We start from the raw sequence: 26,108 nt of genomic DNA, 5'->3' as shown, positions 1-26,108 counted from the left end.
GTTAAATTTGTGATTGTGCCAATGCAGGTTTTACTTCTTTCTTAATTTCTGCAATTGTTTGAGCACGATGAATGTTGTTCAAGCAATGAATTAGCGCTTGCCCAGATGCTTCGATAACATCGGTCGCTAAGCCGTGGCCATGGAAGTTTCTGCCTTGCCAAGCAACGACTATGTCTGCTTTACCTAAACCGTCTTCCCCTTCGCCTTTGTTCGAAATTTTGTAGTCGGCAACATCAAAGTTAATATCGACACCTTGCTTAATGGCTCGATAAAGGCTGTCGACAGGACCATTGCCTGTTGCAGAGACGATTTGGCTCTCATTGCCTTTGATTAAGTTCAAGCTAGAGGTGGCAAACTTGCCGTTGCCACACTGAACATTTAATGACTGGATTTGGTAATAATCTTGCTCGTCTTGTTGTTGAATGTTGAAAAGCATAGCCTCTAAATCATCATCAAAAACTTGGCCTTTCTTGTCTGCCAATACTAAAAAGTCAGCATATAAGGCTTCTAAGTCGTAATCCTTTTCTTGATAACCTAAACTTTCCATTCGGTGCTTGATCACATGGCGACCACTGCGTGAAGTTAGGTTTAATTTAGTCTTACTAATGCCTACACTTTCAGGTGTCATAATTTCATAGGTGTTGCTTGCTTTTAACATACCGTCTTGATGAATACCTGAAGAATGGCTAAATGCGTTGCTGCCTACTATCGCTTTGTTTGGCTGTACTGGCATATTGCAAAGTTGACTGACTAACTTTGAACTACGAGCAATCTCTTGATGGTTAATGTTGGTAGAAACGTTCAACAAATCACGGCGGGTTTGCATGATCATAGCTACTTCTTCTAACGAACAGTTGCCAGCGCGTTCACCAATCCCGTTAATGGTACATTCGATTTGTCGTGCCCCCGCTTGAACTGCAGCGATAGAGTTTGCTACAGCTAATCCCAAATCGTTATGACAGTGGACAGAAATAATGGCTTTGTCGATATTGGGTACACGATTAAATAGCGTGTCGATAATGCCACCAAATTCTGTCGGAATGGTATAACCAACCGTATCAGGGATGTTTACCGTAGTTGCGCCAGCTTTGATTGCTTGCTCTACCATGCGGCACAAATTATCAATTGGGGTACGACCCGCGTCTTCACAAGAAAATTCGACATCATCTGTGAAACGACGCGCGAACTTGATCGCGTTGATGGCCATAGATTCAACATCTGAAAAGTCTTTTCTCAATTTTTGCTGTACGTGTACATCTGATGTTGAAATAAAGGTATGAATTCTAAATTGGTCCGCAACAGACAGTGCATCAGCACATGCTTGGATGTCGGCTTCAACCGCGCGTGAAAGTCCGCACACAATCGAATTCTTAACCGTTCTAGCTATTTGCTGCACAGAATCGAAGTCACCGGGCGAAGACACCGGAAAGCCCGCTTCAATAATATCTACACCTAATCGCTCGATCGCTTGTGCTATTTGTAGTTTTTCATGCACTGACAAGCTTGCCGTTAATGCCTGTTCACCATCCCTTAACGTGGTGTCGAAGATAATTACTTTATTGTCCATCATATTTCTCGCTGTTAATCAGTCAAAATTTGCGGGCATAAAAAAACCCGCGTTATTTGCGCGGGTTTCTATCATTCTTTATCTAAAAATTAAGCAATATAGACCAGTCCGCGCGGCGAAGCTGCGAGGAGGAGGTTAATTAAAATGTGCTTAATTGAGTTGTTCATTCGATTCTTAATCTTGTAATTTTGATAAATAAAATCATGTAATCATTTACATTAATTAGCAGCAGTAATTCGCATGTTTTACATTTAGCTTTTACATTCAGCTTACGCTTTTTGATGCTTGCTGCTCAGTGCTATTTATATTAATAGCGTATTTGCTTAAATGGAGTCAACAGCAATTTGTCTAATGATTAGACGCTTTTGCTATAAGGTTAAAACTAGGGCTTATTGGCAGTTTCCGTAAACGTAAACTCTGTCGTTATGGTATTTTTCGACTTAGAGTGACCAATAATTCAAGGATTTCCGTTGTTTTAAGTTTCGAAACAGATTCAGAGGTTTTGCTTTTTTATGTGACTTTCCATGATTAATTAGCTGTTCAACCGCGTCGAGAATTCTGGCTGATGATTGGCCATCTTTGTATGGATGTAAGCTCATTGCGTAGTTGTTTATTTCCGCTAATAGTTCTTCACTTGGTTCTAGTGCCTGAGCAATGGCAGAAGGGAGTTCAGACGCTTCACTAATATCAATTAGGTAATCACCCGGCTGGCTGTTATTAAGTGTAATAACGGGCTTGTTGAGCAGGGCAAATTCACCAATTACAGAGGAGGTATCGGAAATCATCATGTCCGCACATTGCAGTAAACTACTGATATCTGCTTGTTTTACGATTTCGACATTTTTAGCGTTTAACGTTAAGTAGCGATTAATCCATTGTTTATCCATTTTAGGATGAAACTTAATAATCCAGTGCCAATTTTCATGCTGTTGGCTAAGCGTATAAATTTGCTCAAAAAGGGCAGGGGCGCTGGTAAGAGATGGTGAAAAGGTCGGTGCATATAGAATAACCTTTTCGGCGTCATTTGGTCGAGAATAAGCCGGTGTATTAAACAAAGGATCGAGTTTTGGCCAACCCGTTTCTACCACGTCGAAATAACCATGTTTATCTGCAAGCTCTTCAAATTTTTGAGTCGTTGCAGGTCCATGCGTACAATATAAATCGAAGTAACCGCGAATAACAAAGTGGCCTTTTTTCTTGTACTCTAGACCATGAAATACTTGTACTTTTATGCCTGGAATAAAATTAGGAATCACATTGCCGGGTACATAACATACTTGCGGATCAAAATTTCGAGCTACGTTTATGCTCGTTGTAACATCTTCACTGTCATCGAAATTTTCCATGTTTACTTCGTCGCCAATCACTAACCATTTAACGGTACCACCGCGGCGGGAAATTTCTTGTTGTAGCGGTCTCAAGATTTCAAACGAATAGTTTTGAGAGATGTAAAATAGGCTTCTTAACATGATTTGATTCTTTTTATTCCATTTATTAGTCGTCACAAAACGTCAACGTTCAACGATAACAACATTTAGCTAGGATTACTGCTTTCTGCAATTATAAAGTCGGCAATACGGTCGCTACATTTGCCATCTACAGTTCCGGTTAACAATTCCGTCATCGATTTTCTATCAGGCTCTTTAAGTGAGGGGTCATTGATATGCAATAACGTTTGAGTAAGCAGTTCATTTATGTTCGTTACACGTGTAGCAACCTTACCAAAGTACGCCAAGTCTTGGTCAAGTCGTTTTTTCAGTCGCCATTTTAAAACGCCTCGATAAGACCAACGAACCTTGAAAAAATCACACCAAATAGCAGGCTTATTTAACGCAGTAAATTCAAATAAAGTGGACGAAGTGTCACTAATAAGCAAATCTGCTACCGCCATAAAGGGCAATATTGATATTTCCTCTGCTTTGGCGAGGTAAACATTTGGATATTGCTGCCACTTGGTAAAAACTTCTTGCTGCCTACGATACCTGTCTTTTGTTAGTGAAAAGAAGTGCGGTTTAATAATTAAATTAAATGCGGTCAATTTTTCAGGAAAATCTAAAGGCAGCTTTTCAATGCTACTTGGGTAGTATGTTGGCGCGTAGAGAATAGTTTGTTTGTTTGAGTCTAACCCTAATGAAGTAATGTTAGGTTTAGCTTGAGAGCCGTTAATAATCGGATCAAGTTTAGCGTATCCAGTGTCAATAAAGGTCTTACTAGGAAATGATTCTTTTAATCTAGTGTGTCTGTGCTGGCCCTCGACAAAACGATATTGAATGTCGGATTCTGATACATCATAATAACATGATTTTGGACCAATGCCGTGTTGCATGAGCGCGGTTCGACTATGCTGATTTATCTTGTTAAGTGATGCAAATGCGTTACCAAAAATGATCCATTCAGGCTTTTTCTGTTCGTATAGGCGTCGAGCTTCATCTGCATCAGCTACACGTAAATAAGGTAATTGATTGGCTTGTACGAAGTTTACCATTGCACTGTCCATAAGATCTTGCGTATACAAAACAAATGTACAGTGCACTCCGCGCAGCTTAAGTGCAGCGGCTACTGGTAAATATTGTGGTATATAGTAAAAGTGCTGTATATCAAAATAAACATGCATAAATTTTCAAATTACCAATTGTAACCGAATGACACGCGGTAATATGACTCACCATTAATGTCTTTGCCGAAGTTCAATCCGTAATTTAAAAATCCTGTTTTATAAAGCTGCTTAAGTTTCAATTCAGCTTCGGTTGCGCGTTCATACTGGTATGTTGCCGACGAGTCTACCGTGGCAGATCTTACCATAAGTTGCATGTTAAAGCTTGGAGAAATATGCCAGTTCAGTCGTGCTGTGGCTGCATTTCCTGCGGACTTATCGTCCAATGCTTTTACATCACCCCACCAGTGTCCCATAGTGACCATGTCATTGCGGTAACCTTCATCATATAGATGATGTACATACCAATGGGTATGAAAGTTAGTGTACTCGCCATAAACCGAGATGTTCTCGGTTAAGTAAGGTAAAAACAAACCCATTGTCCAGCCAACGTTGCCTAACTCATACGAATAATTCTTGGTATCTTCGCCACCATATTCTGCGAGTAGACTTACAGGGAATGAGCCAATACTAAAGTCAAATTTTGAGGTTACTGTAGCTATTTGGTTGCCGTTTTCTTCTGCGCAATCTTGTAAGTCAGAATCGCCGCCACAATTGTCGCCGCTTACAGGATCAATAATTGCCTTCCATAAATTGCTTAAACTTACACTGCGCTCACCGCCTGCAAACATAAATGTTCGCGTACCACCCAAGGTCCACCAATCAAAGGGCTGAATACTTAAGTGCATAGTTAGAAAACCAGGGCGACCTGAGGACGTGGTATCGTTAAAATGAATACCTTGCATTTCTTCAAGAATGCCAACTGACATCTCATATTTAACATTCCAATCTGTAATTGGCGTCACATTGCTTAGCGTGATAGACGGGGCAGGTTGAGCGTTAGTAGAAGCAGTTAGAGCACTTTCTTGCATTGGTGAAAGCCAATGCTCACGGTAACCCAAATCAAATTGAAAATATTCCGTGCCAAATGACATATACGTGTTGTGCGGAATGAATTTACTTCCATCACTAACGGTTCCGCCCCCAGAAAACAGTAAGTATTCATTGATTTGATAAAACGCAGAAATATTTGAGGTAATTACAGAGTCCAACGGCACACCGCGATTATTCGCTTGTGTGCGTGTCTTGTTGTCTGAATAACCTAACTCAACGCCCAGTTGTGTGATCCCACCTTGGCGTTTATAACGCTTTATATAATGGTTAATGCGTTTGTATAAGGTCGGATGCGTGTGCTTTACCTTTTCTAAATACTTTACAACGGTCACTATATGGTACGGATTGGCAAGCGTTGGCATTTGAGCAATTGTTGCCAGTCGCTCCATTTCAAGCTCTATTAAAAAGTCATTTTTTAATGGTAAGTAAGGACTTACGCCTGATGCGTTACTCTTGTTCGCTAAAATAAGTAAAGAAAATGCGACAAGGTACGCCTTAATACTAAGGTTCATAGCTACTGTTCTTGTTAATCTTAAGGGAGGTTATTTCCAGCTTTCCATTGAAGCGCGCTTCTTGGGGCTGAGCTTAGGAAGAATCAAACCAAATAGTAACCCGATAACCATCACAATGGCACCATTAAAAAACCACTGCTTTTTCATTTCAAAATCTTGATTGTCTAATTGCGCATTTGCTGTAGCCAACTCTGACTGCATTGCGGCTAGTTGTTTTTGAGAAGCGTCAAATTGATGAGTGACAGAGGTAAGTTTCTCCTGCGTATCATTTAATTGGTTCGAGAGTTGACTGTTTGATTCTGATAGCTCAGCAAGTTGCTGATTCAATTCTGCGACAGAAGTTCTCAAACCCGGTGCAAGGGAGACAAATTTTGACTCGACCCATGCCTCTCGCCCCTTGTCGTCAATGACTTGTGTATATTCATTGTCATTTCTGCCAGTTAGCTCTATTTCAGTGCCTGCAATAATACTACCCACAATACGGTAATTTGTGCCAGGCCCTGCATGCAAATAAATAAAAAGGTTATCTGAGATGTACGCTGTACTATTTGACTCTGGTGATTCTTGTGCAATTGATGAAAAACTCATTATAACTAGGATACTTACACAAAAATTTACTAACTTATTCATTGACCAACCATTTCAGCTACTTTCCGTGGCTCAAAATATTAGGGCTTTGCTCTGTTATTAGCAAGCTAAGTTTGGACAAATTAACGTATTTTTACACTTGTAATTGCTAAATGTATTGCTTGATGCTGATGGCTTTTGTAAGGTAAGTTTTTAATTAGAAAATTTTAACCTGATTTTCGAGCGATATTGGCGCAGATTGAACATTTAAACGCTAGTTATAGCTCAATGTGCAACGAGTTATAATTGCTTGAATTAATATAAATATGGCAACAGAAATAGAGCTCAAATACTTTGTAGTTGGGCAAAACGTAAAAGAATTAATTTCACAACTGCTTCTAGACAACCAAATTGAATTTGATTTGCAGGTCAAGCAACTAGGCAATAGCTACTTTGACACACCTGATTTAGCGCTTCGTAGGCTTGATATGGGGCTTAGAGTTCGTACGCAAAATACCACGAGAGAACAAACGATTAAGACCTCTGGTAGCGTCGTTGCAGGTCTGCATCAAAGACCCGAATATAATGTAGCTATTGAACAGGCATTTCCTGAACTTTCATTGTTTCCGCAAGATATTTGGCCAGCAACTGCAGACGTTGGTTGGATTCAACAAGCACTCGTCGCGCTATTTGATACAAACTTTGAACGCATCACGTGGGTATTTGCGTTTAATACTAGTACCATAGAATTAGCCTATGATCGCGGTACAATTGAGTCTAATGGCTGTGTAGAGTCAATTGACGAGGTTGAAATTGAGCTCGTTAATGGCAATACGAAAGATCTATTTTCTCTCGCGCAATTATTATTCTCCACCATGAAGCTACGACCTGGTACTAAGAGTAAAGCAGCACGAGGGTATGCACTTTGGCGCGGTGATCATGAGCCGTTAGATCAGTCTTTGGAAATTTATCACCAAAATGAAGGTGTTCTCAGTGCATTTTTGAATGGAGTGGGCCAGTGTCTTAACCAAATTCAATCAGCACTTGATACCTATTTCAAAACGGGGCAATTACAGGATTTATCGACATTTGTTGACGCCCTAGCTTCGCTTCGTCATGGCTTTTGGTTGTTTAATGACTACATGTCTAATGAATCTCGTAATTTGCGCGCTGAGTTAAGTCACTTTATTCAATTGTTTTCTTGGGTAGATAATGCCATCTATTTACAAGAGCTCATGAATAAAACGGGTAACTACCGGAAAAAACTCGAATACAGCGAACAGCTGATAGAACAGCTAAAACTGGAAAACCGTCGCCTGCCAGACAAGACCAATGTAGTGGAATTGATTTGTTCAGAACGCTTCAATCGATTGCAACTCGCATTATTAAAACTATTAGTAAGCAACGAACAATCAGATTACTTTTGTTCGGTGAGCGAAACCGTCAACTTGCGCCAGTTTGCGCAACAAAAATTGACCGACAGTTTAACTGAACTGCATAAAGGCATGGTGGCATGTGAAAAACAAAACGTGCAACAGTATATTGCCCAAAGACCCTTATTGCATCGTAGTCTCTTAACTGGTGCGTGGTTCGGTAGCTTGTTTGAAGGAGAAACAAGGCAGCAGTTTAGGATGCCTTGGGTTGACATCCAACAGGGGTTAAGTGAGCTTCAAACACTATGGATTATTCATCAACAGCTTGAAAAGTTAGCCGAACAACCAATAAAAATAGTAAAGTGGCAACATAGTAAAGTTGAAAACTTAATGCATGCATTAGATCACTCAATTGAAGGTGCATTAAATATGGCGGCATATTGGTACGAATAATCAAACAAAAAGCGGCGCTATTGCTGACAAGCTTTATTATGTTTGGCGTGAAGGCCGCTATTTTTCAGCTTCCTGCTGATGGTTCACGATTGATTGGAGAACCTGCATTTTACCGCGTAGTTCAGGGAGACTACTTTCAACAAATTGCAGAATATCATAACGTGGGTATGCTGGCGTTAATTGCTGCTAACCCTGAGGTTGATCCATTTTTGCCAAAAGTAGGCAGTCAAATACAGTTACCCACCCAAATGATATTGCCGTTCGCTGAGCGAAAAGGCATTGTCATAAACCTTTCTGAATTGAGATTGTATTATTTTCCACCTAATGAAAAACTCGTTTATGTATTTCCTATCGGCATAGGTAGACAAGGGCTGTCTACGCCTAAAGTGGTGAGTTATATCGGTGAAAAAAGAAAAGATCCTACGTGGTACCCGCCATTAGAGATGCGTCAGCGCTATTTGGAAGAAAAAGGCGTCGCCTTACCCAAAGCGGTTCCTGCTGGAGAAAATAACCCACTAGGACAGTATGCACTGCGAATTGGTACTAGCCAGTATTTGATCCATGGTACGAATCAACGTGCAGGCATTGGTTTGAGGGCAAGTTCTGGTTGTATTCGAATGTATGCACAGGACATTGAGTGGTTGTACTATAACGTACATACCAACACACAGATTAGAATCGTCGATCAACCCATTAAAATGTCGTATGAGGCGTCTGGCGAAAAACTCATTGAAGTGCATGAGCCGCTATCTGAAACAAGCGTATCTGAACTATTTAGTATTGAACTGCCTGCAATTCAAACTTTTATCGGTGGGAGTCTATCAGCAAAGCAACAGGTAGAACGATTATTGAAAAAGCCAACGGGATTAGTTAACAAGCTTGCGCGTTAACAAGATTAAATTAATAGAAAGAGCAAACTATAGAGGATAGTTAAAGCTGATTTGGCGCCATAGTATCAGGCGCCTCAATATTCTCCATAACAAGCACTGAAGACCTCTAAAGTAACCGTATTACTTTTTAAATGTCTTAGTCACGTTCTCAACGCGTTTGCTGTTATCTTCAACCTGTGACTTCAGCATATCCAATTCTTTCTTGGTTGCGGCTTGATCGCTTTTCAGTTCATTGACTTCGGCGGTTAATGTATCTACACGTTCGCCTAAGATATTTACTTGGTGCGCCATTTGAGTGTCATTGCTTGCACATGCTGTAAGTAGCAAGGCAAAAGATGCACTTGAAATGAGTTTTAAATTCATGGCCTTTCCCTTTGTTATGATTAGTAAATTTAGTCTTTATTTATTTTTTCAATCTTGTCTACGAGCATATCGAGCTTTTGTTCAAGCAGTTTATTGTGCTCTAGAATTTCTTTATTTTGTCGACGAAGCTCACGATTTTTTACATTGGTGTCAGAAAAGCCGACAAATTTATTCACGAACTGCGCACCGACAAATCCTACCATACCAACGCCAATATAGAACATAGCGGCGACTATAATTCTGCCAACAGCGGTAACCGGATAAAAGTCACCAAAACCTATGGTGCTTGCACTCATTTGCAGCGTCCAAAAGGCATCTTTAAATGATTTAATATTGCCGTCTACATGTGCAGATTCTATTTGATAAAGCGGGATTGATAGTAGCGCAATAATGCCATATAGCACAATTAGCGTGACAATTAGCAGATAAAAGGAGTTGTAGTTACGGACGCCGTATTCGTCAATAGTATAAGTTTTGAGTGATTCTTTCATTATTAAGCTTTATTAATCACATGTGTGATCAAATCATCCATGAGTTTACGCTTTATTTCAAGTTGTTGTTCTGGCTCAAGTTGATACTTTTCTGCCAAAAGAACGTAATCGTCAGGCGAAAGGCTAACGGTTAATCTAGGGCGTTTTGGGCGCTTATTGATAGGCAAGTCCAGTATCTCGCGGATTTTGTCGGATGGACTCAGGCCAGATTCAAGCGCTTCTTTGCGTATTTCAAGTTGAATTTTTTCATCTATGTCAAAAGCAACTTGCACCGCTTTTACTGCTTTGACATTAGATTGCCACTTTTCAGGTAATTTTCTACTCACAACTAGCTTCCAGGGTACATATCTACAATATCTGATAGCGGACGATACAATGTTAAGAATACATCTGTGTCGCCATCAGCCCACACTTCTAATTCTATACCTTTACTTTGGTCTTGGTCTAATAGTTGATACAGTTCAAATTGCTCGCCGGCATCTTTGCCTTCATATTGCGACAAATTTTCGCTGCGATTGTCTTTACGGTGAAAATAACCAACTTTTGCAAAAATGCTTTGCTGGTATTGCGCCGCAGTCCAACCATTCGTTAATTGATTGTCTTCACGCTTTTCAAGAAACGCTTCACCCGGTTCATCAAAAATTGTCGAAAACTCGTCGAGATCAAAGAGGCTTTCTACATCCTCATGTTGAATTTTTAAGGCGAATTTTAAATAGGTTTTGTCGTCAATATCGAGTGTTAGGAAAAGTTCGACATTGCTGTGACCTGATAGTACCCATTCAGTTTCTGTGTGATGTTCAAATTCGTAGCTATTGATGGCGGATACTTGAAATTGTTGTTGTCGCAATGATTCGGGCAAGGCAAAGCTATCGGTTAGAACAATGATATCGCCAATCATTAATTCACGAGGTGATGTCACTTTACGTTGTTCTTGCTCTTTATTAAAAATTCTTTTAATGAAACTCATGTTATTTCACCATAAAATCGCCCATTACCTAGGTAATGGGCGATATATTGCGGTTTTAGCTAATTACTTCTGTTGTTTCGCTTTTAAGCGTTCAAGTACAGAATTTGCGTTGCTGTCAGTGTTACCAATTCCTGCGGCTTTAAGCTTAGCTTCCAATGAAGCGTCAGAATCTTCAGATGCTAATACTTCAGCTGCCTTCATTTGGTCATCAAACTTTTGCTGCTTAGCTTTAATGCGCTCTAAAGAGTCCTTTGCGTTTAATAACTTAGAGTTACTTGATGAAAAGTTGTCTGTAATGGCAGACGTTGCTTTTTGCACACTTTCGGTAGTCTTAACCATCGAAAGTTGGCGTTTATATTCAGCAACCTGTCTTTCACTTTTCTTAACTAAATCTTTTAGTCGATTAGCATTACCTTCGAAACTATCAAGCGCTTGCTGTTGTGTAGTTAGCTCGCTTTCAAGTACAGAGATTTTTTCAGCTACTGCCAGTGCCAATGCTTGGTCGTCTTTTTCTAACGCCTGTACGGCATATCCTTCATGTTCAACAATCTCACGCTTAATACGGTCAACTTCACGGCTTGACGCCATTTGTTGTGCCATAACACCTGTTAAATCACGTTTGGCTTTTGTTAGGTGGTTCTCAGCATCGCGAATTTCTTGTTCAAAAATGCGTGTTGCATTTGAATCAACAATAGCTTCACCAACTTCAGTGGCTCCACCACGGATTGCGGTCATAATTTTCTTAAAAATACTCATAATAAAACTCCTGTGGATGGATGCTTAAATTAAAAATTCACTCATGTCGTCGATGATTTCTAGGGAATTGTTGCTCAATACGGCAATTTCATGCTCAATATCAACAAAGCTGGAGTTAATAGACAAGGCACCGAAAATTACGTACTTGTCTCCAATCTTAGCGAATGAAGATAATGGCATTGGAATATTCATCTCTAGCATACTTTCATGTAAATCATTGAGGCTGTCAGGCTTAACTTCGTCTTTACCCCATAGGTAGGAAATACCTATTATTTGATCGTCAGTAACCGAAACAAAGATTGGCAGCTCTTCTCGGCCGATTACAGTTACCTGTAATACATCTACTTCGCCCGAAATTGGCTGACAGTCAAAAACCATTCCTGTTTCTGAATTATCTGCAAGCGTATTCAAATGGTCCGCAATTTTGTGAATATTCATGTCATTCCTCGTCAGTTATCTTCAGCAACGCATACATCAATGTGGGTTGCCTTTCGACATATTATGTCGATAAAGGTTAATTTAGCACCAAGACATAATATGTCAAGGAGTTATTTTATTAATTTGTGTAATGTGCCTCATTTAAGCCTTGCTGGCTTTGCCACGCATTTTGGTGGAGTCGGTAAATCGCATGGCTTCCCAAATAATTTATTGGGACTTGGTCAACGTTTTTAAAGTAATCTTGTGAAAATTCAAAAGATGCCAGTAGCAACGGTAATGTCAGCCACGGTTCAAACGCTGGTAATGAAGAAAGTGAATGTAGCCTTGCTTTAGGGGCTGCTCCCGACTTTGTCGCTATGGTCCAACCCCACTCACCAAAACTGGGGATATTGTCATGATATTGATTAACACCTGAGAACTTGGCAGCACTCATCGTTTTGCCAATTGCAATAAATGCCGATTTCGCATGATAAGGGCTAGTTGACTGGACAGATATTGCACCGTCACTCGCCAGTAGTTGCTTGAGCTTTGCATAAAAAGTTACAGAGTAAAGTTTATTCAAATCCGGGTGACTAGGATCGGGTAAATCCACAACTATGGTGTCAAAACTTCTCTGTTGGCTAAGTAAATTATCGATTGCCAAAAAGGCATCAGCAAAAATAAGCTCAACACGTTCATCAGATAAACTTTGTTTATTTAGCTGCAGAATTTGGTGAGCTAAAGATCTCGGTAGATAATCTGAAGGTGACTGAAAAATTGAGATCAATTCCTCGTCCAAGTCGATCAATGTGACGTTTTCAGGTGACCATTTTAACACATCTCGCAGCGCCAATCCGTCACCACCGCCAATGATTAAAACGTTTTCGTGTCTAGCTGAAATTGCCATAGCAGGCGTTACTAAATAACTGTGGTAGATGTGTTCGTCAGCCGAAGAAAATTGCAATCGACCATTTAAATACAGGTTAAAAATAGGTGCCTGATCTAAGCCCATTTGACGTTCGGTTATAGTAACTTGCTGATAGCGTGTTTTTTCGTTGTAAACGACATTGTCCAGATAAAGAAGGTTACTCATTTGATTGAGCCAAGAATTGCCGTGTTGAAATATGAATAGCAACATAATCACTAGCAATGCGTGTAGGCTTAGTAAAAATTTTCGCCACTTAATCTTTTGCCAGTAGCAAATAATAAACACTGACCCTGCAATCAAATTGAGTAATGCCGTTAGGGCACTCGCCTTGCTAATATCTATTGAAAGCAGCAACATGACCCAGATAGCTGCGCCAATACCTGCACCAACATAATCCGCACCATAAATAGTACCAAGGTTATTCGACAGGTGTTTTTGATGAATGTGCTCTCTGATCTTGGCGATCAGTGGAATTTCCATGCCAATGAAAAATCCTAATATGAAGCCGAATAGATAGGGCGTTTTGAAGGCCAACCAGCTAAGGGTTTTAAAAATACCGCCACGTGGTAACGCGTCAGGTGGCAACCCAAACGTATCGATCAATATCTGTGGAAGAATTTGGCTAAAACCGATTAGTCCACCAATAATCAATATCGCAGTGCAACCAAGCACAGCGATAATAAACTCTAGCCACACTAGACCGTTAAAAGGGCATTTAATTTTTCTGGCAGCAAACGCGCCTAAACCCATAGACACGATCATGATGCCGATCATGCTATAAATAGCACTCTCCATTACGCCAAGCACACGGCCAGCGTAATGAGAGAGCAAGTATTCATAGATCAAACCACAGGCGGCTAATACCGCCATTGTGGTAATGAGGAGGATGTCGTGACCGACTACTGACGGTCGTTTAATCGCGGTTGTCAAAATAAATCGAGTTACTTAAGCCATAAGAGCTGTCAAAATCAATGCGATTGAAATGCTAATGGCCATTTCTACGCTAGCTACACCGATGTTGTGTTGCTGATCTACTTCTTCAGTTAAGTTGATTCCAAATAATACAAATTTCTTAGCTATGGCTGTCAATAGTGCAACTAATAACGTCATAACAAAACTAAAGGCGAACCAACCGAGTAAAGTCATCGCTAACGTTTCTGGCGAATAAACGAGGAAATAACTTGCTGCTGTTACTGCCAGTGCGGTGCTGATGACTTGTCCCGCATAACGAATAGCTAAAGCAATTTGCCCTTGTGCAAACGCTTCTTGCATAGAATCATCTTGATTATTACGCGCATATTGTTTTTCTTTCAAACGAGTTACTAAAATTAACATCGCTTGTGACACGATGAATCCACTACCAATGGCGATAAACGTTGAAAGCTCTAATCCATGCGCCCAAATTAATACTGCGCGTATAACGATAGCTGTTGCGATAACGCCAGCGGCATCGACGATACCTACAGTAATATTTCGTGCTTTTATTTGTGCAACTTTATCAATTTGGTTAAGTGCTAATCTGTCGTGCAATACGCGGCCAATTTTAATGAGAATCAAGCCAAATAAACCGTAGCTTGCCATTCCTATGGCTTCAATCATGTAACTCGGGGCATTTTCACCCGTGATAGCGCCAGTTAACACAATGCCCAAACCAGCAACGCTGCCTGCTACGCTAATACCGAAAGCAAAGTTATCTTCTTTAGCTAATTCCTCAGTACTGTTAACTTGCGCTGTTAATCCTGAAACAAAGCGCATGGCACCCAGCAGCAATATTGCAATAGAGACGTCAATAGTAAGGTAGATTAAGAGATCTAAATTTAATCCGGTCATTTCAAATAAAGTGTTCATTATTGTTCCTTGCCGTTGTTACTTACCGCGTCTAAAACTGCGAGAGGTTGAGTTGCTACTATTTCTGAAACTTGCACTTTTTGAGTAAGACGATTTCTTACCATTGTTACTGCTCTTGGCAAATTTACTGCGTGTTTGGTTTTTCGTGAATCGGTTCGCGCTGGTTTGCGCTGTTTTACTTTGACTTGATAAACTCGAAGCCCCCGTTCTGTTCTTGCTATAAGGGCTACTAAATCGCTTACCACGACTTTCAAACGACTTTTTCGTTCGTGTGTCTAGCTGCGTTTGTTTGCTCAGTTGTGATGGCGAGCTATAACGTGTGCGCCCATAATCGTGGTAGTAACTATAATTTCTATGTCGACCCCAATCGTTATAGTAAACACGTCTGCGTGAATCGAATAGGTTATCCATGAGTGCGTACATGCCGTACCACTCCCAAAAGGATAGGCCATTGCTGCCAGTAACCCATTGGCCATAACTGGGATTACCTATGAGCTGTTCGCCAGTACCAAAGTCTTGGGCGGTGTTGGCCTTCATACTTTGGGCTTTTGACAACGAGTTTACTCGCGGCAATACGCCATCAGACATGTCAGCCAATACATTTAACGGATCACTCAGAGCGTCTGAATACAATATTGGGTCAGCAGCTTGGTAAATATTAAGCAACTCGTCAAATATTGCTTGGCTAGACGCAAACATTTGTGGTTGGTTCTTCACTGTATTCAATCTATCAAGCAATGACTGATACACAGGGCTTTTCGTCGTCGCGTCTTTTCTGAACTCGTTGATAAGTTGTTCAAGTTCAGGTTTTTGTTCCGACAGTTTGTCTGCGTATTGCTGAATAAGTGTAGCGTTTCGAATTTGGCCTTTTTCAAGTGCATCAGCCAATTGCGCAACGCGCTGTTCAGTGACAGGGATTTGATTTTCAATTTGTTCTTTTACCGGATCACCACAGGCGGTGAGAAATAAAAGTAACAATAAGAATCCTAATTTGATATGTTGCATTTCTGCCATAGTTCCCTCAAAAATGCTATGGTTATCATTCATTAATAACATCGATGACATAATATGTCTATCAAATAATGTTACGATTTTTTACTGTAGCCTAATTGTGCTGCATGTCGAGGAATAAGTGAAACAAATGTTGTTGCCTGAATTACCTGAGATTCTTGCTCACCATCAAAAACAAGCCTGGCGTAGTTTAGTTGAAAGGTTTCCTGAATTTCACACTGAGCTAGATAAAAATACACAAGCTATTGTTAAGCAAGCAGTAACATTGAGTGATTTTGTATTTCGCAGCGTCGAACAAGCGCCTGAAGCTACCTTGGAACTTTTTCAACAAGGTCACTTTGAGCTATCTCCAGATTACGAAACACTGCTCGCTTTGGCACTCGAAGGTTGTGAATCAGAAGAACATTTGCACCGTATGCTTCGCCAGTTTCGACTATCACAAATGGTAGCGATAGCTGTAGCTGATTTAATTTACAACATACCATTAGAAGACAGTTTGGCGAGACTTTCTTCATTGGCTGACGCGTTAATTCTTGGCGCCTTGAACTGGCTAACGGAATTTTGCCAACAAAGGTGGGGAACACCGGTAAATCATGCTGGTGAGAAACAGCCGCTGTTAGTATTTGGCATGGGTAAACTAGGGGGAGAAGAGCTAAACTTTTCTTCCGATATCGATCTTATTTTTACCTATCCAGAATCTGGCCATACGATTGGCGCACGAAAATCGCTTGATAACCAACAATTCTTTACTCGATTAGGGCAAAAGCTTATTACGGCTTTAAACCAAAAAACGGCGGATGGCTTTGTATACCGTGTTGACATGCGGTTGCGTCCGTTTGGTGACAGTGGACCATTAGTACTGAGTTTTAATGCGATTGAGGATTACTACCAAGAGCAAGGGCGTGATTGGGAACGCTACGCCATGTTGAAAGCCCGATTAATAGGCAACACGCATTATCACCAAATATTAATTGATATGCTCAGACCTTTTGTTTATCGCCGCTATATCGATTTCAGTGTTATTGACAGTTTGCGACGCATGAAAATGATGATTTCGCAGGAAGTGCGACGTAAGCGCTTAACTGGAAACATAAAACTTGGTGCAGGTGGTATACGCGAGATTGAATTTATTGTTCAGGTATTCCAATTGATTCGTGGTGGCCGCATTAAAAAACTACAACAGCGAAATCTACTTAGCGTATTACCGCAGTTAGTTGATATTGGTGAGATTTCATCATCCACAAAAGCTGCTCTAGAAAGCGCGTATCGGTTACTTAGACGAGTAGAAAATATTCTTCAGGCACTGAATGATGCTCAGACGCAAACTTTACCCGACGATGCACTTAATCAGGCTAGGTTGGTGGTTGCGTTGCAACACGCTGAAATTCATAGCTGGTCTGAGCTTGTGGATGAGTTAGCGTTGAAAATGGAAGCGGTGCATCAAGAGTTTATTGCACTTATTGGTGAGGAAAGTCCGGCACATGATGCTGTTGATAGTCAATGGCAAACTTTATGGGATAGCTCATTAGAAAAAGAGGAACAAGCAGAGTGGTTAGCTGAAATTGCGCCAGCTTGGTCTGCAACGGAAGCAGCATGTACGATTAGTCAATTTAAGCAAGATATTAACAAACGTTCCTTAGGGCAAAGAGGGCGTCAGACGCTTGATAAACTAATGCCTCTCATTTTTGCTCAGTTGGCTGCAGCACACGCAGGTGAAAAAGCGTTAGATCGTGTATTACTCATTATTGCCAAGGTGGCTACAAGAACTGCGTACTTGGAATTGTTATATGAAAATGAAGGCGCGCTTAAGCATTTAATCAAATTGTGTGAAGCGAGCAGTTGGGTGACTGAGCATATTGCTAAGTATCCGATTCTATTAGATGAATTAATTGATCCGAAATTATTTAGTAATCCGCCAGCACTTAGCAATTACTTTGAGGAAGTCAGGCAGGTGATGCTAAGAATTCCGGAGGAAGATCTTGAAGCGCAGATGGATTCGTTGCGCCAATACAAACAAGCTCAACATTTACGCATTGCTGCCGCTGATATTTCTAAACTATTGCCAATTACTAAGGTAAGCGATCATTTAACTGCAGTAGCAGAAGCTGTTATCGAACAAGCGATAAATTTGTCATGGCAACAAGTTACACAGCGATTCGGGATTCCCACGAGCCTTGAAGAACAAGAACACAAAGGCTTTACTGTAATTGGTTACGGAAAACTGGGCGGGCTTGAGCTAGGTTATAGTTCAGACTTAGATCTAGTATTTTTACACGATAGGCCCGCTGATGATGTCACTAATGGTGAAAAGTCGATTCCAGTGACACAGTTTTACGTCAAGCTTGCTCAACGCATCTTACATTTTTTTAATACCAGAATGACCAGTGGTATTTTATATGAATTGGATATGCGATTGCGACCTTCAGGAAACTCAGGTGTGTTGGTAGTACATATTGATTCCTATCAACAATACCAAGAAAATGAAGCCTGGACATGGGAACACCAAGCATTAGTGCGTGCCCGAGCTGTTTACGGCCATCAACAAATCATTGAACGGTTTAATCAAGCACGGCTGAATGTATTAACACGGGCTCGAGATCATCAGAAATTGATTGCCGAAGTCATGGAAATGCGTGACAAAATGCGACATCACTTAAATAAAAGTACTGACGCATTAATTGATATTAAACATGGAAGCGGTGGACTGATCGACATTGAATTCTTAGTGCAGTATTTGGCATTGAAGTTCGCCAATCAGTATCCAGAAGTTGTTAAATTTTCAGATAACTTACGCATACTGCAAGCGCTGTGTCATCACAAGTTAATATCAGAAGAACAGCAGAAAATTTTAAGCTCAAATTATTGTAAGTTAAGAGACTATGGTCATCGCTCCGCTTTACAAAATGCAGAAAATTTGATGCCGATAGAGACTTTTAATAACATTGAGCAGGACGTTTTTCCTATTGTTCAATATTATCTTCCGCCAAGTGGCTAATCTAAAAAGCAACACTTTAAGAATTTGACGCTTGGGTGATATTAAGCTGATGAAAAAGCACCGTTATTTTGCGAAATTATTAGCGGTAACGGCTGCTTTTCTTGCCATCTAATAATTTACATTCTTCGTCTAAGTATGGCACGGCTTGTTCAACAAGGACGATTGCTCGATGTTGGTAACAAAAATAGGTAGATAACCCATCTTGAAAATGGCCTTCTACGGCTTTGCCTACACGATATGCAGTTTGGACTATGTCGTGATCAATGCGAAATGGATCTTTAATAATGAAGTCACGGTTGAGCCACCAAATGACTTCGAGCCCGTCAGCATTAGCATATTCAGCAAGTTTTTGATGGAGCGTAAACCCTGTACGAAATGGTCGGTTTTCTTTGCTTCCTTGCCAATTTTTGCGTAATGGCCTTGTTACAAGCCTACGCGCTTCAAGCAACTCGGCTAAATCACCTTTAGGATCTGGCAGGTAAACTATGTTATTACGTACTCGAGGGCCGTTTTCTGCGTCAGTATCGCCATGAAGGTTAGCATAAAAGTTAGATAGTCCTTCAGCTGCTTTATTGGTGTTCTTTTTACTTACGGGCGCCGAGGCTGACAGTTTTTTGGTTTCGCTGCCATTTGCCGTTGATGATTGTTCTGCAGATGTACTGCTTGAAACTGAATCATTCAATGATTGCCATAATTCAGGGTTAGCGAGTAAATATACTGCCAAGCTGATTAATATAGCTGCAAAAATGATACTGCGAATCCAAAATGCCATAGTAGCCTTTGTCTAACCTTTAAAACACTTTACTAAGTACTACCATACTGAAAATAGCGACTGAGTACAATTAGTTGATGAATTCATGTTAACAAGTTGTAGCACTAATACAACGATGGATCATCTTCATTTGGACGCGTCTTAAAGCGACGATGCAGCCACATATACTGTTCGGGTTTGTATAAAATAGCTTTTTCAAGCTCTTGGTTAATGCGCGTTACGTCTTTTACATCATCACCGCTTGGGAATCCTTCCAGTGGTGGTGTGATACGAATGGTATAGCCGCTACCATCGTCATTCCGTGTGGGGATAAGCATATGAGACTGAGCATTCTTATGGCGTGCAAAAATGAGTGTACCTGTTGTCGTTGCCGTTTGCTCTACCGCAAAAAAAGGTACAAATAAACTGCGATTGCGCCCGTAATCTTGATCTGGCAGATAAACACATGCTTCTCCATCTTGAAGCGCTTTCAGTAAACCTTTTACGTCTCGCTTCCCTAGCATATATTTATTCGAACGACCTCGGCCTCGATACTGAAAGTACTCCATAAGTTGATTGTTATGAGGGCGATAGAATACGACCATAGGATGACCAGTACCTACCCCACGACAGTTTATTTCCACACTTAGATTGTGCATTGCCAACAAAAGAATGCCTTTACCTTCTTGCTGTGCTTTTTCAAGGTGTTCTAATCCTTCAACTTTGACTTTACGTTTTACACGCCATTCAGGCCACCACCAACCCATGCCAGTTTCTAATAATGCAATACCAGTATTTTCGAAGTTAACCTTTAGCATGCGCTCAACTTCGTCTTTGGATTTTTCTGGGAAACAAAGTGTTAAATTTGTGCGGGCAATGTGTTGGCGTTTACTGCCAATTTTGTATAGCAAACGCCCTATTTGACGACCTAAGGCAAGCTGAACTCTATATGGCAGCCAAGAAATTGTGTAGAGAATCACTACGCCTAGCCATGTGGGCCAATATTTAGGTAGAAGAAATGAAAATTTAAAATTGGGTTGTAAAACTTTGTTTCTGGCCACGGATGATATCAACTCATTGAATTTGATGTGTTACACTACGCGGCATTATATCTGTTAAGAGAGACAGGATGAAAGTAGATATTCCCGTTTTTACAAAAGCCAAGGTATTAGTCATTGGCGATATTATGCTTGACCGTTACTGGTATGGCCCTACTCAGCGCATTTCACCTGAGGCGCCTGTACCGGTTGTTAAAATCAATCAACATGAAGATCGTCCCGGTGGTGCGGCGAACGTTGCGCTAAATATTGCATCTCTTGGCGGTCAGGTCACATTGGCGGGAATTACTGGTCAAGATGAAGCTGCAGATACTATTGCGACGCATTTGTCTGCGATGAAAATTGATTGCTGCTTTGACCATATAGCTGATGTGCCAACCATTACTAAACTTCGTGTGTTGAGCAGAAACCAGCAGTTAATTCGCTTGGATTTTGAAGAGCCACTTCACTATGTATGTAAGCAGTCACTCATCGATAAAATGCTGAAGCTTATACCAGAACACGATGCAGTTTTACTTTCTGACTATAACAAAGGTACGTTGTCGGATGTTAGTAAACTAATAGAAGTCGCAAAGGCACATAAGGTTCCGGTATTAGTTGACCCTAAAGGTGATGACTTTAGTAAGTACCGTGGCGCAACAATCGTGACACCGAATATGTCAGAATTTGAAGCCGTTGTTGGTCAGTGTAAAAGTGAACGAGAAATTGTTGAGAAGGGCAATCACTTGCTACATGAGCTTGATTTAGCTGCGCTGCTTGTGACTCGAAGTGAGCAAGGCATGACATTGCTGCGCGAACACCACGAAGAATTTCATTTGCCGACGCAAGCGAAAGAAGTATATGACGTAACCGGCGCTGGTGATACTGTCATTGCAACGTTAGCTTTGGCTGTTGCCGCTGGGGCTGATTATCCGCAGGCGAGCGCGATGGCTAACATCGCTGCGGGCATAGTAGTAGGTAAACTTGGTACATCAACGGTGAGCGACGCAGAACTTGTTTCGGCAATCAATGCCGGGCATCAAAGTGGCTTGGGTGTTGTATCTGAAGAACAGCTAAAAATAGCTGTAGCGGCTGCGAAAGCGAGAGGTGAGAAGATTGTGATGACCAATGGCTGCTTCGATATTCTTCATGCGGGTCATGTCTCTTATCTTGAAAACGCTGCAGCTATAGGCACACGATTAATTGTGGCTGTTAATGACGATGCATCCGTTACTCGACTAAAAGGACCAGGACGCCCGGTTAATCCTGTTGATCGCCGTATGGCGGTGCTTGCGGGCTTGGGTGCAGTTGATTGGGTCGTGCCGTTCTCTGAAGATACACCTCAAAGGCTAATCGCTAATATCTTACCTAACGTACTAGTTAAAGGCGGTGATTATAAAGTCGACGAAATAGCAGGTGGACAAGAAGTAATTGCTGCTGGCGGCGAAGTACGCGTGCTAAATTTTGAAGAAGGTATTTCTACAACTGAGATAATTAAGACCATTAAGCTTGAAGAGTAACTTAATGTTAAAAGTTAAAGGCTAGTAGTTAAGGTTAATAGTTAAAAGTTAGTAGTCATCAAAACAACTAAAAAAAGGGTGTCAATTGACACCCTTTCTCATATTTATCACTTGTAAACGTTATTATTTGCTAGCACTTAAGCCTTGGCTAATATCGTCAATATCTTTTTCTGATATTGTGCCACCTGCGCGCTTAAGTGACAAAATAGACTGAATATAGTCATAACGTGTTGAAGATAAGTTGCGCTTCGCGTTATATAAGTTTCTTGTGCTGTTTAACACGTCAACAATCGTACGCGTACCCACTTCAAATCCAGCTTCAGTCGCTTTAAGAGCACTTTCCGCACTGATCTGTGCTTGTTCTAATGCCTGAATTGCTGATACAGCTGCAATTACAGTATTGTAAGAATTGCGAGCATTTCTTACGACGTTACGATGTGTTTGTTGTAAGTCTTGGCTTGCAGAAACGTAGCCATGCTGTGCTTGACGTACAGACGCAGTTGTTGCACCACCAGAATAAATTGGCACCGTTAGCGTAATACCAAATGATTGAGAGTCTAACTCAGGGCCTGTAACTTCACTGGTAAAATCTGTGTCTGACGTGGTTTCTTTTCTTGATAAACTGCCGTTTAAGTCAAGACGAGGGTAGTGGCCAGAACGCGCGATGTTGATATTTTCTTTCGCAATATCCACACCGATTTTCTGTGCAATTAGATCAAGGTTTCGTGCTTCAGCCGTTTGTTGCCATTCATTTGCACTGTCAGGCATTGGGCGAGATGCACTAAATCTCTCAGTATTTAAAGATTCTAAATCTCGAGGGTATACATTGGTAATTACCCGTAGTGCTTCTTCGGCATTATATACATTGTTTTGTGCACGAATCACTGCCGTTGCTGCGTTATCATATTGTGCTTGCGCTTCATGAACGTCGGTTACCGCCGTTAAACCTACTGAATAACGTTGTTTCGTTTGTTCTAATTGACGTGCGATCGCTGTTTTTTCAGCTTCTGAGAATTCTAAATCGTCTTTTGCTTTCAATACATTAAAGTAAGCTTCTGTTACTCGAACGATAAGGTCTTGCTGCGCAACTTGATAAGCGATATCGCTGCGATGTGCTTTTTTCTTCTCGTTGTCTAAACGTAACCATGTGTCGTGATGATATAGTTCCATTTGTAGTGAAAGAGAAAGTGTTGAAGTTTCTGATTCAGCAGTAAAAATGCTACCAGCTGGCGCATACGTACCATCAGATACTGTATCACTCTCAGCAAAGTTAATGTTGCCTTGAGCGGTTAAGCTTGGAAGTAATGCTGCACGAGCAATGTTAATGCCTTCCTTTGAAGCCATGAAGTCCGCTTTTGCCTTCAATACGGTTGGATCATTTGCTTTCGCTTGTTCATAGACAGAGCGAAGGTTTTCAGCAAATGCCATAGTACTGCTAGCGGCGCAAGCAATACCAATAATTAGCGAAGTAATTGTTTTTTTCATGAGTAAGCAGTTCCTTAGATGTGCGGTTTACTCTTATTCTTATCTGCGTGTATCCTACATTAGCAAACGATTAAGCTAAATAAAATAAGTGTTTACCAGTGCATTCTAGTGTAACAAAATGTTTAAATCTATGAAAAAATTTGATATGGCACGTACAACCGGAGATGTTTATGTTTGAGCAAAAAACTAAAGTTCCTTTATTAAGGTTTGATGATACTGACGCAGAGTTAGTATCAAAACGTGTTTGTTATCATGGTTTTTTTAGCCTTGATGAGTATAAGGTTCGTCATAAGTTATTTTCTGGTGAACAGTCGCCAATTATCAAACGTGAAATTTTTGAACGTGGCGACGCGGTAGTGTTGATTCCTTATGATCCCGATAAAGACACTGTGGTGATGATCGAGCAGTTTCGGCCGGGAGCTATGCGCTTTGGTGGTACTCCTTGGTTATTAGAATTTGTTGCTGGCATGTTTAGCAAAGACGAATCTCCACAAGACGTCGCTATTCGAGAAGCTAAAGAGGAAGCCAATTTGGATGTCAGCGTAAATGAACTGACATTTGTGATGAAATATCTTTCAAGCCCCGGTGGTATGACAGAAGCAATACATCTTTATGCTGCACCTGTAGATAGCACTAATGTTGGAGGAGTTTACGGGTTAGACTGTGAAAATGAAGATATTTTGGTGCACGCAATCCCTTTTAATGAGGCTGTTGCGCTATTAAACGAAGGAAAAATTACTAATGCTGCGAGCGTAATTGGGTTACAATGGCTCCAACTACATCGTCAATCTCTCGGTAAGTAAACTGTTATGTCTGCTCAAGCAAACGCCAATGTATATCGACCTAAGTTATCCACGCTGATGAACCTGTGTGAGATTAACTATATGATGTTATTGCGCTTACTTGCAGACAAAGAAGAAGTAGGGCAGCGCCGTGACTTTTTCATCTCTGATTTCTTGTCGTATACGATAGTAGTTGACGAAGTCACTCGATACACCTCGTTAGTCACTATGTACCAGTCAAGTTTAGTGCTAGAGGATAAACTTGCGGAAATGTTTAAGCCTAAGATGGTGATACGTTTATATCATGACGCCAGATTGGCAGAAGTGATTAGTAATCAAGACATCAACCGTGTTAAACCAAGGTACGATTATCCTAACCCTAAAATGCATTTACCCGACGAAAAACAGCAAATTAATCAGTTTTTGAAAGAATGGCTGCAACTGAGTTTACAGTTAGGCCAAGTGCATGTACCGCTGTCATCTCAATAGGTTATTGGCGTTATGAAAATCGCACAGTTGTCTGACTGTCATTTGTTTGCAGATGTTAGCGCAACCCATTTTGGCGCACCTGTTTATGAAAACCTCGTAGCTGTGCTACAGGCAATCCATGCAGATGACGACATAGACGTAATTATCTTCACTGGCGATCTTACACAAGATCATACGAAAGCATCTTATCTAAACTTTGTCGATGCGGTTAAAACATCAAAAATTGATAAACCTTTCTATTATCTTGCGGGCAACCACGATGATTGGCAACTGCTGACCGATTGTCTGCCCTGTGAAATTTTCACTGCGTCAAAGTTGATTGAATCGGGTACCTGGCAAGTCTTATTGTGTGATTCGAAAAGTGACACGCCTGCAGGCTTTGTTAATCACACTGAATATACGCAGTGGCGACAAGCGATAAAACCGACCAAGTTCCAATTAGTTTTTATGCATCATCACCCCATTGATGTAAATTATTTCATTGACCGACATGGACTCAATGACAAAGCTACATTTTGGCAACAGGTAAAAGGCTTTCCCACGATTCAAGCCATCGCATGCGGTCATATTCACAATGCGCTCGAAATTGTTGATGATTCCGGTGAAGTGACGCTTTACACTTGCCCTGCAACGTCCATGCAGTTTAATAAATCACATGATGATGTAAGCGCAGCTTCAACTATACCCGGTTATCGCACGTTTGATTTAATGGAAAATGGTCAAATTCATAGCCAAGTTTTTTACGTAAATAATAAACATGAGTAATATTTTATACATTCATGGGTTCAATTCCTCGCCGCTATCGTATAAAGCCGAGCGAATGCGCCAGTATTTGGCTGAGCATTTACCCCATGTAAATTTTATTTGTCCACAAGTGGCATCTTCTCCTTCACCAGCGATCGCGCAATTAGAAGCGATCGTTGAAAAATACCTTGGCGAACCGCTATTTTTGATTGGCTCGTCACTTGGTGGTTATTTATCAACCTTTTTGGCACAAAAGTACCAATTAAACGCGTGCTTGGTGAATCCTGCCATACGCCCTTATGAGTTACTTTCAGATTACATTGGCTGGCAAGAAAACCCTTACACCAATGAGAAATATCAAGTAGAAGAAGTTCACATGACACAGCTGAAAGCCATCGAACAGCAAAAAATTGACGAAAACCGCTATTTGGTGATGGTACAAACGGGTGATGAAGTGTTAGATTATCGTCAAGCGGTTGATAAATTTCAGAACAGCCAACTTATTGTACAACAAGGTGGTGACCACAGTTTTGTACAATTCGAAGAAATGTTACCTGTTATTACTCGCTTTTTTCAATTGCAATAATGTCTCATAAACTACAGTTATTAGAATAA

At 40.8% G+C, this 26,108-nt stretch carries 25 protein-coding genes; 8 read left to right on the top strand and 17 right to left on the bottom strand.

The genetic code is table 11. The features are described from left to right. Position 1 precedes the first annotated feature (1 nt). From leuA to ACSLUK_RS09875, 5 genes are all read right to left on the bottom strand, one after another. The gene (leuA, locus tag ACSLUK_RS09895; RefSeq protein WP_448548468.1) at positions 2-1,567 is read right to left on the bottom strand and encodes a 2-isopropylmalate synthase; all 1,566 of its coding nucleotides are present in this window, start codon (positions 1,565-1,567) and stop codon (positions 2-4) included. A 440-nt stretch (positions 1,568-2,007) separates the two neighbouring features. Then, positions 2,008-3,036: a CDP-glycerol glycerophosphotransferase family protein gene (locus ACSLUK_RS09890; protein WP_448548405.1), complete on the bottom strand. Its 1,029-nt coding sequence runs from the start codon at positions 3,034-3,036 to the stop codon at positions 2,008-2,010. A 65-nt stretch (positions 3,037-3,101) separates the two neighbouring features. After that, complete coding sequence (locus tag ACSLUK_RS09885; RefSeq protein WP_448548404.1) at positions 3,102-4,052, bottom strand: CDP-glycerol glycerophosphotransferase family protein; 951 nt, start codon at positions 4,050-4,052, stop codon at positions 3,102-3,104. Positions 4,053-4,192: 140 nt separating this feature from the next. Next, positions 4,193-5,626 (bottom strand): capsule assembly Wzi family protein, encoded by a 1,434-nt coding sequence (locus ACSLUK_RS09880; protein ID WP_448548403.1) that lies wholly within the window; start codon positions 5,624-5,626, stop codon positions 4,193-4,195. A gap of 30 nt (positions 5,627-5,656) precedes the next feature. After that, entirely contained in the window at positions 5,657-6,214 is a 558-nt protein-coding gene (locus ACSLUK_RS09875; RefSeq protein ID WP_448548402.1) for a TIGR04211 family SH3 domain-containing protein, read from the bottom strand. Between the two features lie 305 nt (positions 6,215-6,519). Here ACSLUK_RS09875 and ACSLUK_RS09870 point away from each other — a divergent pair, with 305 nt between their 5' ends. After that, positions 6,520-8,019: a CYTH domain-containing protein gene (locus ACSLUK_RS09870; protein ID WP_448548401.1), complete on the top strand. Its 1,500-nt coding sequence runs from the start codon at positions 6,520-6,522 to the stop codon at positions 8,017-8,019. After that, on the top strand, positions 8,007-8,909 hold the full coding sequence (locus ACSLUK_RS09865; protein ID WP_448548399.1) for a L,D-transpeptidase family protein: 903 nt from the start codon (positions 8,007-8,009) through the stop codon (positions 8,907-8,909). The genes ACSLUK_RS09870 and ACSLUK_RS09865 overlap by 13 nt, the downstream gene beginning before the upstream one ends. Positions 8,910-9,029: 120 nt before the next feature. Here ACSLUK_RS09865 and ACSLUK_RS09860 read toward each other — a convergent pair whose 3' ends face one another. The 9 genes from ACSLUK_RS09860 to ACSLUK_RS09820 all read right to left on the bottom strand — a co-directional run bounded on the left by ACSLUK_RS09860 (position 9,030) and on the right by ACSLUK_RS09820 (position 15,693). Continuing rightward, a complete protein-coding gene (locus ACSLUK_RS09860) occupies positions 9,030-9,272 on the bottom strand; it encodes a hypothetical protein (protein ID WP_448548398.1) in 243 nt (80 codons plus the stop codon). A gap of 29 nt (positions 9,273-9,301) precedes the next feature. Continuing rightward, on the bottom strand, positions 9,302-9,763 hold the full coding sequence (locus ACSLUK_RS09855) for an ion channel (RefSeq protein ID WP_448548396.1): 462 nt from the start codon (positions 9,761-9,763) through the stop codon (positions 9,302-9,304). A 2-nt stretch (positions 9,764-9,765) separates the two neighbouring features. Beyond that, entirely contained in the window at positions 9,766-10,089 is a 324-nt protein-coding gene (locus ACSLUK_RS09850; RefSeq protein ID WP_448548395.1) for a hypothetical protein, read from the bottom strand. A 2-nt stretch (positions 10,090-10,091) separates the two neighbouring features. Then, a complete protein-coding gene (locus tag ACSLUK_RS09845) occupies positions 10,092-10,730 on the bottom strand; it encodes a hypothetical protein (protein ID WP_448548394.1) in 639 nt (212 codons plus the stop codon). A gap of 63 nt (positions 10,731-10,793) precedes the next feature. Continuing rightward, the gene (locus ACSLUK_RS09840; protein ID WP_448548393.1) at positions 10,794-11,486 is read right to left on the bottom strand and encodes a PspA/IM30 family protein; all 693 of its coding nucleotides are present in this window, start codon (positions 11,484-11,486) and stop codon (positions 10,794-10,796) included. A 24-nt stretch (positions 11,487-11,510) separates the two neighbouring features. After that, positions 11,511-11,924 carry a YjfI family protein gene (locus ACSLUK_RS09835; protein ID WP_448548392.1) on the bottom strand — a complete coding sequence of 138 codons (414 nt, stop codon included), beginning with the start codon at positions 11,922-11,924 and terminating at the stop codon, positions 11,511-11,513. A gap of 118 nt (positions 11,925-12,042) precedes the next feature. Further along, positions 12,043-13,761, bottom strand: a complete 1,719-nt coding sequence (locus tag ACSLUK_RS09830) for a polyamine aminopropyltransferase (protein WP_448548391.1) — start codon at positions 13,759-13,761, stop codon at positions 12,043-12,045. Positions 13,762-13,776: 15 nt separating this feature from the next. Then, positions 13,777-14,679 (bottom strand): DUF350 domain-containing protein, encoded by a 903-nt coding sequence (locus ACSLUK_RS09825; protein WP_448548390.1) that lies wholly within the window; start codon positions 14,677-14,679, stop codon positions 13,777-13,779. Positions 14,680-14,697: 18 nt separating this feature from the next. Further along, complete coding sequence (locus ACSLUK_RS09820) at positions 14,698-15,693, bottom strand: ABC transporter C-terminal domain-containing protein (RefSeq protein WP_448548467.1); 996 nt, start codon at positions 15,691-15,693, stop codon at positions 14,698-14,700. A gap of 127 nt (positions 15,694-15,820) precedes the next feature. On the opposite strand from ACSLUK_RS09820, the gene glnE reads away from it, so the two are divergent. Continuing rightward, positions 15,821-18,685, top strand: a complete 2,865-nt coding sequence (glnE, locus tag ACSLUK_RS09815; protein ID WP_448548466.1) for a bifunctional [glutamate--ammonia ligase]-adenylyl-L-tyrosine phosphorylase/[glutamate--ammonia-ligase] adenylyltransferase — start codon at positions 15,821-15,823, stop codon at positions 18,683-18,685. Between the two features lie 79 nt (positions 18,686-18,764). Here glnE and ACSLUK_RS09810 read toward each other — a convergent pair whose 3' ends face one another. Then, a complete protein-coding gene (locus ACSLUK_RS09810) occupies positions 18,765-19,457 on the bottom strand; it encodes a TcpQ domain-containing protein (RefSeq protein WP_448548389.1) in 693 nt (230 codons plus the stop codon). Between the two features lie 104 nt (positions 19,458-19,561). Next, positions 19,562-20,497: an LpxL/LpxP family Kdo(2)-lipid IV(A) lauroyl/palmitoleoyl acyltransferase gene (gene lpxL / locus ACSLUK_RS09805; RefSeq protein WP_448548388.1), complete on the bottom strand. Its 936-nt coding sequence runs from the start codon at positions 20,495-20,497 to the stop codon at positions 19,562-19,564. Between the two features lie 68 nt (positions 20,498-20,565). On the opposite strand from lpxL, the gene hldE reads away from it, so the two are divergent. Then, entirely contained in the window at positions 20,566-21,993 is a 1,428-nt protein-coding gene (gene hldE / locus ACSLUK_RS09800) for a bifunctional D-glycero-beta-D-manno-heptose-7-phosphate kinase/D-glycero-beta-D-manno-heptose 1-phosphate adenylyltransferase HldE (protein WP_448548387.1), read from the top strand. 123 nt (positions 21,994-22,116) lie between these two features. Here hldE and tolC read toward each other — a convergent pair whose 3' ends face one another. Continuing rightward, a complete protein-coding gene (gene tolC / locus ACSLUK_RS09795) occupies positions 22,117-23,478 on the bottom strand; it encodes an outer membrane channel protein TolC (protein WP_448548386.1) in 1,362 nt (453 codons plus the stop codon). A 170-nt stretch (positions 23,479-23,648) separates the two neighbouring features. On the opposite strand from tolC, the gene ACSLUK_RS09790 reads away from it, so the two are divergent. From ACSLUK_RS09790 to ACSLUK_RS09775, 4 genes are read left to right on the top strand one after another with little or no spacing between them, the layout of a single operon-like run. Continuing rightward, on the top strand, positions 23,649-24,281 hold the full coding sequence (locus tag ACSLUK_RS09790; protein WP_448548385.1) for an NUDIX domain-containing protein: 633 nt from the start codon (positions 23,649-23,651) through the stop codon (positions 24,279-24,281). Between the two features lie 6 nt (positions 24,282-24,287). Continuing rightward, entirely contained in the window at positions 24,288-24,749 is a 462-nt protein-coding gene (locus ACSLUK_RS09785) for a DUF1249 domain-containing protein (protein ID WP_448548384.1), read from the top strand. A 12-nt stretch (positions 24,750-24,761) separates the two neighbouring features. Then, positions 24,762-25,514, top strand: coding sequence for a metallophosphoesterase (locus ACSLUK_RS09780; RefSeq protein WP_448548383.1), 753 nt, complete (start codon positions 24,762-24,764; stop codon positions 25,512-25,514). Continuing rightward, positions 25,507-26,079: a YqiA/YcfP family alpha/beta fold hydrolase gene (locus ACSLUK_RS09775; protein ID WP_448548382.1), complete on the top strand. Its 573-nt coding sequence runs from the start codon at positions 25,507-25,509 to the stop codon at positions 26,077-26,079. Before ACSLUK_RS09780 ends, ACSLUK_RS09775 begins: the two co-directional genes overlap by 8 nt. The last annotated feature ends 29 nt before the right edge of the window (positions 26,080-26,108 follow it).

Source organism: Thalassotalea fusca (assembly GCF_053485835.1).
This window is presented reverse-complemented; position numbering and strand designations above follow the sequence as displayed.

Bases quoted from the DNA above. Each gene is read 5' to 3' on its own strand.
- ACSLUK_RS09860 (WP_448548398.1), bottom strand. From the start codon at position 9,272: ATGAATTTAAAACTCATTTCAAGTGCATCTTTTGCCTTGCTACTTACA.
- ACSLUK_RS09820 (WP_448548467.1), bottom strand. From the start codon at position 15,693: ATGGCAGAAATGCAACATATCAAATTAGGATTCTTATTGTTACTTTTA.
- tolC (WP_448548386.1), bottom strand. From the start codon at position 23,478: ATGAAAAAAACAATTACTTCGCTAATTATTGGTATTGCTTGCGCCGCT.
- ACSLUK_RS09835 (WP_448548392.1), bottom strand. From the start codon at position 11,924: ATGAATATTCACAAAATTGCGGACCATTTGAATACGCTTGCAGATAAT.
- ACSLUK_RS09890 (WP_448548405.1), bottom strand. From the start codon at position 3,036: ATGTTAAGAAGCCTATTTTACATCTCTCAAAACTATTCGTTTGAAATC.
- ACSLUK_RS09780 (WP_448548383.1), top strand. From the start codon at position 24,762: ATGAAAATCGCACAGTTGTCTGACTGTCATTTGTTTGCAGATGTTAGC.
- leuA (WP_448548468.1), bottom strand. From the start codon at position 1,567: ATGGACAATAAAGTAATTATCTTCGACACCACGTTAAGGGATGGTGAA.
- ACSLUK_RS09825 (WP_448548390.1), bottom strand. From the start codon at position 14,679: ATGAACACTTTATTTGAAATGACCGGATTAAATTTAGATCTCTTAATC.
- glnE (WP_448548466.1), top strand. From the start codon at position 15,821: ATGTTGTTGCCTGAATTACCTGAGATTCTTGCTCACCATCAAAAACAA.
- hldE (WP_448548387.1), top strand. From the start codon at position 20,566: ATGAAAGTAGATATTCCCGTTTTTACAAAAGCCAAGGTATTAGTCATT.
- ACSLUK_RS09790 (WP_448548385.1), top strand. From the start codon at position 23,649: ATGTTTGAGCAAAAAACTAAAGTTCCTTTATTAAGGTTTGATGATACT.
- ACSLUK_RS09880 (WP_448548403.1), bottom strand. From the start codon at position 5,626: ATGAACCTTAGTATTAAGGCGTACCTTGTCGCATTTTCTTTACTTATT.
- ACSLUK_RS09855 (WP_448548396.1), bottom strand. From the start codon at position 9,763: ATGAAAGAATCACTCAAAACTTATACTATTGACGAATACGGCGTCCGT.
- ACSLUK_RS09885 (WP_448548404.1), bottom strand. From the start codon at position 4,052: ATGGTAAACTTCGTACAAGCCAATCAATTACCTTATTTACGTGTAGCT.
- ACSLUK_RS09875 (WP_448548402.1), bottom strand. From the start codon at position 6,214: ATGAGTTTTTCATCAATTGCACAAGAATCACCAGAGTCAAATAGTACA.
- ACSLUK_RS09870 (WP_448548401.1), top strand. From the start codon at position 6,520: ATGGCAACAGAAATAGAGCTCAAATACTTTGTAGTTGGGCAAAACGTA.
- ACSLUK_RS09845 (WP_448548394.1), bottom strand. From the start codon at position 10,730: ATGAGTTTCATTAAAAGAATTTTTAATAAAGAGCAAGAACAACGTAAA.
- ACSLUK_RS09840 (WP_448548393.1), bottom strand. From the start codon at position 11,486: ATGAGTATTTTTAAGAAAATTATGACCGCAATCCGTGGTGGAGCCACT.
- ACSLUK_RS09810 (WP_448548389.1), bottom strand. From the start codon at position 19,457: ATGGCATTTTGGATTCGCAGTATCATTTTTGCAGCTATATTAATCAGC.
- ACSLUK_RS09775 (WP_448548382.1), top strand. From the start codon at position 25,507: ATGAGTAATATTTTATACATTCATGGGTTCAATTCCTCGCCGCTATCG.
- ACSLUK_RS09785 (WP_448548384.1), top strand. From the start codon at position 24,288: ATGTCTGCTCAAGCAAACGCCAATGTATATCGACCTAAGTTATCCACG.